General features: G+C 43.0%; 9 protein-coding genes and 1 pseudogene. 5 read left to right on the top strand and 5 right to left on the bottom strand.

Annotated features, from left to right (window positions below; translation table 11 throughout):
- Positions 1 to 95 precede the first annotated feature (95 nt).
- From ACYRY3_RS11065 to ACYRY3_RS11055, 3 genes and pseudogenes are all read right to left on the bottom strand, one after another.
- On the bottom strand, positions 96 to 1649 hold the full coding sequence (locus tag ACYRY3_RS11065) for an AAA family ATPase (protein WP_460201726.1): 1554 nt from the start codon (positions 1647 to 1649) through the stop codon (positions 96 to 98).
- Positions 1650 to 1768: 119 nt separating this feature from the next.
- Positions 1769 to 1921, bottom strand: coding sequence for a hypothetical protein (locus tag ACYRY3_RS11060; protein WP_460201725.1), 153 nt, complete (start codon positions 1919 to 1921; stop codon positions 1769 to 1771).
- A 139-nt stretch (positions 1922 to 2060) separates the two neighbouring features.
- Positions 2061 to 2456, bottom strand: a pseudogene (locus ACYRY3_RS11055) (oxygen-binding di-iron domain-containing protein); the annotation flags it as partial.
- Positions 2457 to 3093: 637 nt separating this feature from the next.
- Here ACYRY3_RS11055 and ACYRY3_RS11050 point away from each other — a divergent pair.
- Positions 3094 to 3327: a Nif11-like leader peptide family natural product precursor gene (locus ACYRY3_RS11050; protein WP_460201724.1), complete on the top strand. Its 234-nt coding sequence runs from the start codon at positions 3094 to 3096 to the stop codon at positions 3325 to 3327.
- 144 nt (positions 3328 to 3471) lie between these two features.
- Here ACYRY3_RS11050 and ACYRY3_RS11045 read toward each other — a convergent pair whose 3' ends face one another.
- On the bottom strand, positions 3472 to 4362 hold the full coding sequence (locus tag ACYRY3_RS11045; protein ID WP_460201723.1) for a pirin family protein: 891 nt from the start codon (positions 4360 to 4362) through the stop codon (positions 3472 to 3474).
- 265 nt (positions 4363 to 4627) lie between these two features.
- Between ACYRY3_RS11045 and ACYRY3_RS11040 the strand changes: the two genes are divergently transcribed.
- The 4 genes from ACYRY3_RS11040 to ACYRY3_RS11025 all read left to right on the top strand — a co-directional run bounded on the left by ACYRY3_RS11040 (position 4628) and on the right by ACYRY3_RS11025 (position 6961).
- Entirely contained in the window at positions 4628 to 4897 is a 270-nt protein-coding gene (locus tag ACYRY3_RS11040; RefSeq protein ID WP_460201722.1) for a DUF2171 domain-containing protein, read from the top strand.
- Positions 4898 to 5084: 187 nt separating this feature from the next.
- Positions 5085 to 5435: a hypothetical protein gene (locus tag ACYRY3_RS11035; RefSeq protein ID WP_460201721.1), complete on the top strand. Its 351-nt coding sequence runs from the start codon at positions 5085 to 5087 to the stop codon at positions 5433 to 5435.
- 288 nt (positions 5436 to 5723) lie between these two features.
- The gene (locus ACYRY3_RS11030) at positions 5724 to 6542 is read left to right on the top strand and encodes a sulfurtransferase (protein WP_460201720.1); all 819 of its coding nucleotides are present in this window, start codon (positions 5724 to 5726) and stop codon (positions 6540 to 6542) included.
- 104 nt (positions 6543 to 6646) lie between these two features.
- Entirely contained in the window at positions 6647 to 6961 is a 315-nt protein-coding gene (locus ACYRY3_RS11025) for a BMC domain-containing protein (RefSeq protein WP_460201719.1), read from the top strand.
- A 318-nt stretch (positions 6962 to 7279) separates the two neighbouring features.
- Here the strand turns inward: ACYRY3_RS11025 and ACYRY3_RS11020 are convergent, their stop codons facing one another.
- Positions 7280 to 8047 carry an EF-hand domain-containing protein gene (locus ACYRY3_RS11020; RefSeq protein ID WP_460201718.1) on the bottom strand — a complete coding sequence of 256 codons (768 nt, stop codon included), beginning with the start codon at positions 8045 to 8047 and terminating at the stop codon, positions 7280 to 7282.
- Positions 8048 to 8098: the final 51 nt, after the last annotated feature.

The following is an 8098-nucleotide window of genomic DNA, read 5'->3' as shown; positions in this document are numbered from 1 at the left end:
TAACGGCACCCTCCCCTTATTAAGGGGAGGGTTAGGGAGGGGTATTTTTATTACAAGTGTTTAACCGAACATGATATAAAACACTAATTTCTTACCTATGCCCGAACAATAGTAATGGAGCGTCCATTTTTTGTAGTTGTCACCTGAGTATTCAAGCGCTCTTCTATAGGTAAAGCTTTTGCTCGTAAATCGAAAATAACCAACCAACCAAAATTGACTCCCAACCGCGCTAAATAAGAATCTAATTGTTCAATACCTGATTCGGTTGGGTCGCCCCTTTTATCTCGCCAAGCTTTCAACTCAATTCCTAAGGTAATCTTCCCATATCTCAAACACAAATCCATACGATCTCTTCCAATAGCATATTCCCGTTCTAAGGTTCCACCCCCGTTCACCACACGATGTAAAAATGCCATGAGTACCAAGTGCGGTGCAATCTCATGATAAGCAGCGCTACCAAGTAATGGTTCCCCATGCTGTCGCCAGAACACCAAAAACGCCTGCAACAAAGCATCCGAATCTAACTCACCGTCAGCCGTTAACCAAGTCGGTGCAATTTGAGGCAAAGAAGCCATCGGTGTGACAGTTAATACTCTGGGTAAGACTTCGCGGTAAATCGGATTGGCGATCGCCAGTCCTCCCAAGGGGTCTATTTTACACAAACCCAGGTCGATGACAAACTGGATATCATCATTGGGTACATCTCCAAGTTCCAACCCTGCTAAGATGGGTTCGATAATTGCTTTGACTCTTGGTTCTCGAAGTCGTTCGGCAAGGGAATCAAGATGGGTATCCTGTCTTTTAATCAAGATTTCTTTGGCAGAGTGAATATGTTCGGGTGTGATGGCTACCGTTGTATCTGTCACCATCTCTTCGACAATTTCTTTGGCAAGGGCATTGACCAGCCACGGTTGTCCTTGAGTCAATTCAAACGCTGTCCGGATAGCCTCTTGTGTAAAAACTTGTCCCGTATCTTCAGTATGCTGTTGGTATAATTGCTCAACCTCTGCAGCATTAAAATCCCTCAATGTTAGGGAGCGGACTTTGATATTAAAGGGACTGGCTGTATTTAATCTGTCGCTACCCCCAGCAGCCACCTTATAATCGCGCACATCCCGCAAGCCAATTAACCCGACGCTGATGGGAAAGTTTTGGGGACGAACGGGATAGCCATCACGTAACTGTCGCAAAACTGAAATCAGCGCTTCATCCCTTAACGAGTCAATTTCATCAATAAACACCACTAACGGTCGTTTTTGAGCTTGCGCCCAAGCCTGTAAAGCCGCTTGAATTCTTCGTCCTGGCTGCGCTTTGTCCCAGTTATCGGGAGGGTGTAAATCGGGGGGTAAATACAATTTGGCACGTGCTCGCCAAGCATCAAGAATCGCAAGTTCAGCCGTCTCTGGACGATCGCTAAAGGGGCTTCCCACTTCCGCAGATACCATGACTGCGGTATAGCGTCCGGTGTCTGTAAGTTGTTTCGCCAGCGCTAGCATAGCGGTGGTTTTGCCTGTTTGACGAGGTGCATGAATGACAAAATAATTACGTTGTTCAATCAGCCGCTCCAAGTTAGGCAACCGAATCGTCGGCGCTAGCATATAGTGAATGTCAGCTTGACAAGGACCTGCGGTATTAAACCAACGAGACATAGGGATGTGGAATGCGATCGGGCTCCATCAAGTTTAACAGCAGTTATCAAATTAGAGTACCCCAAAAAGCAGCACCAGCGCCCGTCCCCGCTCCAGCACTCATTCTATATCTGCATAACTCAACTGCCAAAGTTGCCTCGAAACCTGCTTGGCGTTGCATACTTGCGGGATGATTTTTTTGCTTCGGTTGCTGCTTGTCGAGCTTCATATTCGCATACTAAACGCGCAATCATTTCAGCGATCGACTCAACTCTTTCATCAGCACTTTGCATAGTATCCAATCATTGATTGCAATTCCAAAATAAACATTTGTCAAAAGAGGTGCTGTAGTGTAGAGAGCGATCGCATTCCATAAAAATGTTCTCAGCGATCCAAATGACAAAAGCCACCCCAGAAAAATTTACTTGATAGTGTAAACCTATTTTGTACTAGGTTATCCAAAAATTGCAGGGCAACTTTTGAGGCTAAAACAGTAGCTCTTGGAGCTAATTGGAGAACATCTTCAACTAAGCCACTGTGGTCTGGTTCTGTGTGGCTGACGATGATGTAATCGATAGCCTTGGGGTTAACGAGGCTTTTGAGGGTGTTTAAGTATTGTTCGCGAAACTTAGTATGTGAGGTATCAACTAATGCTATTCTGTCACCTTTAATCAGATACGAGTTGTAAGTCGTACCATTTTGCAATCCAAATTCAATGTCAAAGCGATCGCGGTCCCAGTCGAGACAACGAATCGCAGTTGTATTAGGAGCTATTTCAACAGTTTGTATAGTTAGCCTTTTTTGGGCGTTCTCTGCGAGCGCTACCATTAATTATCTCCGAGCACGAATCATCAGTCGTCGTTTCTGTCTCTATTGTGCTCATAAATATTTTTGTAAAGCTGTCAAAGATTTTATTTTCTTTTAAATAGTCTTTGTAGTTAAAGTAGCAGTTCTCTGGCATCAACTCTTACATAAAAATTGTTAATCACGATCTTTTAAGAAAAATAGAATTCTATCAATTTTTTTTGCATTATTCAATCAAAAAATGTTACAAAATGTTATGACAATAAAGTTTTATTTGAATATTTTGTAGTGAAAGGCATAAAAAATGCAACCCTTGTATCTATTTTTCTGATTTACAATCTAAGGAAGTGCAGGATAGAGAAATATCTTAAGGGATAGTTTTTGTTGAGTTTGATGTCCAATTGAAAAAATTGGAGACGGTTAGTAAAGAACTATGTCGGTGGAAGGATGTGCATATTGCGATCGACTCAATTTTAATAGCTTGACAAATTTCATACCATACGTGAATTTTTGTCACGCATTTCTCATACATTCTTCTTTTTGGTTCTACATTGAAATGTAGAAGCGTAAGTTAGTAGTTCAATCAAGCTAGATAAGTCGAAATCGTAGAAACTAAATGATTACGTTTCAATATGAGATTTAGAACAGGGGATGAACTATCATGGCACAGAAAAATGCAGCCCAACTTTTTAGAGCCGTTAAAGAAGATCTAGTATTAAAGGAAAGACTCAAAGCCGTATCTGAGCCAGAAGCCTTTATCAAAATTGCTAAAGAGCGTGGCTATGATTTCACCGTTGAAGAATTGCAGACAGAGCTAAGCAAATTGTCTGCAGAAGAGTTGGCTGCGATTGTCAATCCAGGAATGGCACCCAGACGGCACATTTGTCCCAGATAATAGCAATTTGAATGAGAGCTGAAGCGTGGTTTGTAGGGGCTCTGAATGCAACCGCGCCCCTACCTATCTACGCGAAAATGACTGTATTGTAGGATTTCTCTTGGAATCAAAACACGAGGGAAATCGGGTTTGTAGTGCCTTTCTTTAACTCAACGGTTGCACTTCAACGCGATCCTCTGGCAACGGAATAAACTCTGTTTCTTCCGGTACTTGACCGAAGCGACCCTCTTTCCAATCCCGTTTTGCCTGTTCAATTCGCTCGGGTCGGCTAGAAACAAAGTTCCACCATTTGTGGCGAAGGCCAACAGATTCACCGCCAATAACTACACACCGCGCTTGAGCTTTTGAGGCAATCTCAACACAACGACCAGAAGTCAACACAGCTAGCCGATGCTGCTCTAAGGGCTCGCCATCGACGCTAAGACCTTCAGTAACACTGTAAATTGCCCTTTCACTATAATCATCGGGCAGCACAAACTGCGTTCCCGGTGGTAGCAACACATCCAGATAAAGTATTGGAGAGAAGGTTTGAACTGGAGAAGAGCGACCATATGCTTTTCCTGCAATGAGCGTAATCGACACCCCATTTTCATTCCATATAGGTAAATCCTGACCGGGATAATGGCGAAACCAAGGTTCAGTTTCCTCATACTCGTCGGGAAGGGCTACCCAAGTTTGTATGGCATGCAACGTGGCTTCTTGATTGCGAGTACTCTCCGGCGTTCTTTCTGAGTGAACAATGCCACGCCCTGCTGTCATCCAGTTAACAGCACCAGGATAAATTTCTTGAACGCATCCCAAACTATCACGATGGAGCAGCACCCCTTCAAATAAGTAAGTTACAGTTGCCAAATTGATGTGGGGGTGCGGTCTTACGTCTACGCCTTTGCCCGGTGAGAAAACAGCCGGACCCAGATGGTCAAAAAAAATAAATGGACCGACCATTTGACGATTGTCATGAGGCAGACTACGCCGAGCTTGAAAGCCACCTAAATCCTTAATATGAGGTTCGAGCAGTTGACTGATACTAGACATAATATTGCTATAGCTCCAGCCTTTTTTCACCTAAGATATAGCTTAAATCTGCACTTCTTAAAAGACCCAGTCACAAGAGTTTAACACTCGAACGGTTAGCGGGGCGATTGTAGGTAGACGGGCTGATTCTGCCTGGGGAGTGAGGAGTATTCATTTGTTAGCGACATATTATGAAACGTACTGGTTGAGACGCAAATGAGTTTAATCGCTACCTTGTTGAAAAGGATTTGCGTGTCTGGTTAATCATTCTCTTGTGGAGGGAACTATGGACGTATCCAAGATTAAAGAACATCTGGCTGTTTATGCAGAAGGACCTGGTGGTTTGCAAGGTGCCTCTGACACACATATTGGCACAGTAGACAAAGTAGAAGCCGGCAAGTACATCAAGTTAACCAAAAATAGCGCATCGGATGGTCAGCATCACTGGTTTCCTATTGATTGGGTTAGGGCAGTTGATGAGCGAGCTGTGTACCTCAATAAAACCTTAGACGAGGTACTCTCAGGGCTAATGGATAGGCAACCTACGGGTGTTTAAGCGCTGGAGAATAGAGTGCTAACTAGAGCGGTTTGCAAGATAGCGATCGTAAGGATAAACTCTCAGCAGTAAGACCTTGGCTTTATTTATATTGAAAAGTGCTGGCTACACGTAAACCGCTTGCAGTGTAGCCAGTGCTTCGTCATACTGTAAAATAGTTACCAGTCATGCAAGCGAGAAGAATACAATGCAAGACACATCTTATAGCGAACATGACGATATGTACTCGCGCCTTATGGCAATAAGCCAAGAGGCTTTGGAAAACGCATATTACGAAACCGCTTACCACACGCTGTATGCCGCTATGCACTTAGCCCATGCTCAGAGTGACGAACATCGCCTACAAGCCGTGGCACAAGCGGCGAAAGTACAACTAGATTGGATTGACGCTCACAATCCAGAAAGCCGGATGTCAAGTCAGGCGGCGGTGCAACGCTGTGGTGTAAACCTGTACCAAGGGTTAATAAGACAAGCTTATGCAGACTTGCTGCTCATACAACAGCAACACCGTCGCGAACAATCCCCCCATTTGCCTTGATTTGGTAACGCAAACGGTGGCACTCTCTCTGCGTCAGAAGGATGACTTGGTACGCAGGCTTCAGTGCCAAATGGAGCTACATTTACAGATACCAATATTTTTGCAGCCAACGGTAATATCATGTCCGGGTAAAGACTTATCATTAAGGCAGATGGGGAGATGGGGAGAGGGGGAGATGGGGAGAGGGTTTTCCGGTTTTTGCACAGATTGTTTAATAATAACTAATTAACCGGACTTAATATAAGATAAAAAGGGCGGATGAAATGCAAATGTAACATTATTTGTAGTATGAAACAATGGATTATCAGCGCAAATGAGGCCAAGCAATTCATATTGCAAGGGGCAAAAATTCTTGATGTCCGCAATAAATTACTATGGATGTTTGAACACGTACAAGGTACTGTTCATGTGACATGGCAGGAATTTTCGCAATTGGAAAAACCCAACCGTGGAAAACTGATTTCCGACACAAATCTTCTAGAAAAAAAACTACGTCAAATTGGTATTTTTAACTCCAAACCCGTGATTGTAATTGGCAGTTGTGCTAATGGTTTTGGTGAAGAGGGGCGTATTGTTTGGATGTTGCGTACTTTAGGACATCAAAGTGCAGCCTTTGTTGATGGGGGACATCAGGCAATGGTCAAAGCTGGATTTCCGACAAATGGCGGTTTCAATCAATCACAAGAGATAGGGGATTTTGTTGTTAATCGTCAAGCTTTGTGGGAAATTCAGCAAGATGAACTCCGAGCAAATCTCACAGAAAATAGATTTGCTGTTATTGATACCCGAGAAAAGCGAGAGTATGATGGGGCAACTCCCTATGGTGAACGACGGGGAGGACATATTCCCGGAGCCTTGCATTTTTATTTTAAAGATTTAATGGATAGCAAGGGACATTTACTTAAGGAAGAAGAACTGCTCACCAAATTAGAAATATTAGGAATTCAGCATGATACGCCTGTTGTGAGTTATTGTACGGGTGGCATTCGTTCGGCTTTTTTTGTGGCTGTTCTAGCGAATTTGGGTTTTTCTAGTGCAAAAAACTATGCAGGTTCAATGTGGGAATGGTCAGCTTCAAAAATTGAGAATTATCCTTTAGAATTATGATTTTTTACCATGACTCAATAACAATCTCTAAAACGATTGTCCGATCCGGAGCCACGTCCCCGTACAATTAATGTTGCAGATCCCCGAATAAGGAGTGTAAGGTTATGCCAATGGCGGTTGGAGTTATTGAAACTCAGGGTTTTCCGGCTGTGCTTGCAGCAGCCGATGCAATGGTAAAAGCTGCAGCAGTTACCCTTGTATACTATGGTTTAGCAGAAAGTGCTCGTCTGCTAGTTGCTGTTCGGGGAGATACAGCTGAAGTTGAAAGAGCAGTTGAAGCGGGTATTGCAGCAGGCAATAATGAATCTAATGGTGGCAAAGTCATTACCTACTATATTGTTCCCAATCCCCCAGAAAACGTGGAAAGTGTTTTGCCAATTCACTTTACAAGAAAATCGGAGCCGTTCCGCGTATTTTAAGTACACAGAGCTCGCATCACTTTCCCTGTTGAGCCTCTAGGCGAATTCAATTCCTATGTATGTATTACACGTCATTTCTTTTCTCATGTAATACACCGCTAACCCGCTCTTGCTGTTCCAAGTATTACACGGTAACAGTATAGTCAGATATAAAAATAGGTTTTTTCCTTACCCAGTCACGCATTAATTCCTCTCACCCTTTCAAAATAAGCGAACGTACAGATATGAAACAAAGCTATTGGTGGGCAGTGCCCACTAATAGCTCTAACCAAAGTTTTTGCCAAGACAAATTAAAATGCGTTTACCTTGTCTCGTAAATTACATCGCTACTGAAGATTCAGCAGAAGAGACAACGTTAAGGTTAGCCACTAACCCATAGGTTGATACATAATCTTCTAATTCTGCTAAATCAACGGTGCCACTTTTATCGCTATCAAGAGTGGCGAAAAGATAATCAGTTACGTACCTCCTGATCTCTTCAGAACTACGTTCACCTGTTGTCATATCTTCTATTCGACCTAACAGCTCCATAATCTCGTCTTTATCGAGTGCATTGCTTCCATCTGTATCCAATTGATGGAAAAGTTTTCTAACATCTTCTGTTGCCATTCTCGAAGAACGCAGTGTTTCTCTCAATAATTCATTACTAAATGAATTCATAAACAATATCTGCTCAATGAGTGGTACGCAGAAGAATCCCAGCGCTGCCCAAAAAATTGCATATTTTACGGCTTCTGGATTTGCAGTTGCACTAACTCCAAGGAAAAGAGCTGCCCAAAGGAAAAAGTTTGGATTCACAAGCAGGATATAAGCATCCCGAGCTTCTGCCTTGTTCAGTTTGCCTTGTGACAATACCGAGGTTAAGACTGCTAAGACGCGGATGAAGACAAAGACTAATGTTGCCAGTGCCAGTTGTTGCAAACAGGCTAGCGATCGCGTTGGCTCCGTTGAGAAAAATAAATCGCTGAGGAATGTGGATGGAGTAAATTGAAACCCAGTCGCTAAAGCCATGAATGCGACAGCAAGCACAGAGGGGGAGATGGGGAGAGGGTTTTCCGGTTTTTGCACAGATTGTTTAATAATCACTAATTAACCGGACTTAATATGAGAGTGTGCTATACTTAGTTAAAATCTTTA

This window comes from Scytonema sp. NUACC21 (assembly GCF_054684315.1).
The sequence above is the reverse complement of the archived record's forward strand: the minus strand, read 5'-3'. Positions and strand labels throughout refer to the sequence as shown.

Excerpts from the sequence above, each read along its gene's own strand:
- ACYRY3_RS11065 (WP_460201726.1), bottom strand. The coding sequence starts at position 1,649 with ATGTCTCGTTGGTTTAATACCGCAGGTCCTTGTCAAGCTGACATTCAC.
- ACYRY3_RS11050 (WP_460201724.1), top strand. The coding sequence starts at position 3,094 with ATGGCACAGAAAAATGCAGCCCAACTTTTTAGAGCCGTTAAAGAAGAT.
- ACYRY3_RS11025 (WP_460201719.1), top strand. The coding sequence starts at position 6,647 with ATGCCAATGGCGGTTGGAGTTATTGAAACTCAGGGTTTTCCGGCTGTG.
- ACYRY3_RS11045 (WP_460201723.1), bottom strand. The coding sequence starts at position 4,362 with ATGTCTAGTATCAGTCAACTGCTCGAACCTCATATTAAGGATTTAGGT.
- ACYRY3_RS11035 (WP_460201721.1), top strand. The coding sequence starts at position 5,085 with ATGCAAGACACATCTTATAGCGAACATGACGATATGTACTCGCGCCTT.
- ACYRY3_RS11040 (WP_460201722.1), top strand. The coding sequence starts at position 4,628 with ATGGACGTATCCAAGATTAAAGAACATCTGGCTGTTTATGCAGAAGGA.
- ACYRY3_RS11060 (WP_460201725.1), bottom strand. The coding sequence starts at position 1,921 with ATGCAAAGTGCTGATGAAAGAGTTGAGTCGATCGCTGAAATGATTGCG.
- ACYRY3_RS11030 (WP_460201720.1), top strand. The coding sequence starts at position 5,724 with ATGAAACAATGGATTATCAGCGCAAATGAGGCCAAGCAATTCATATTG.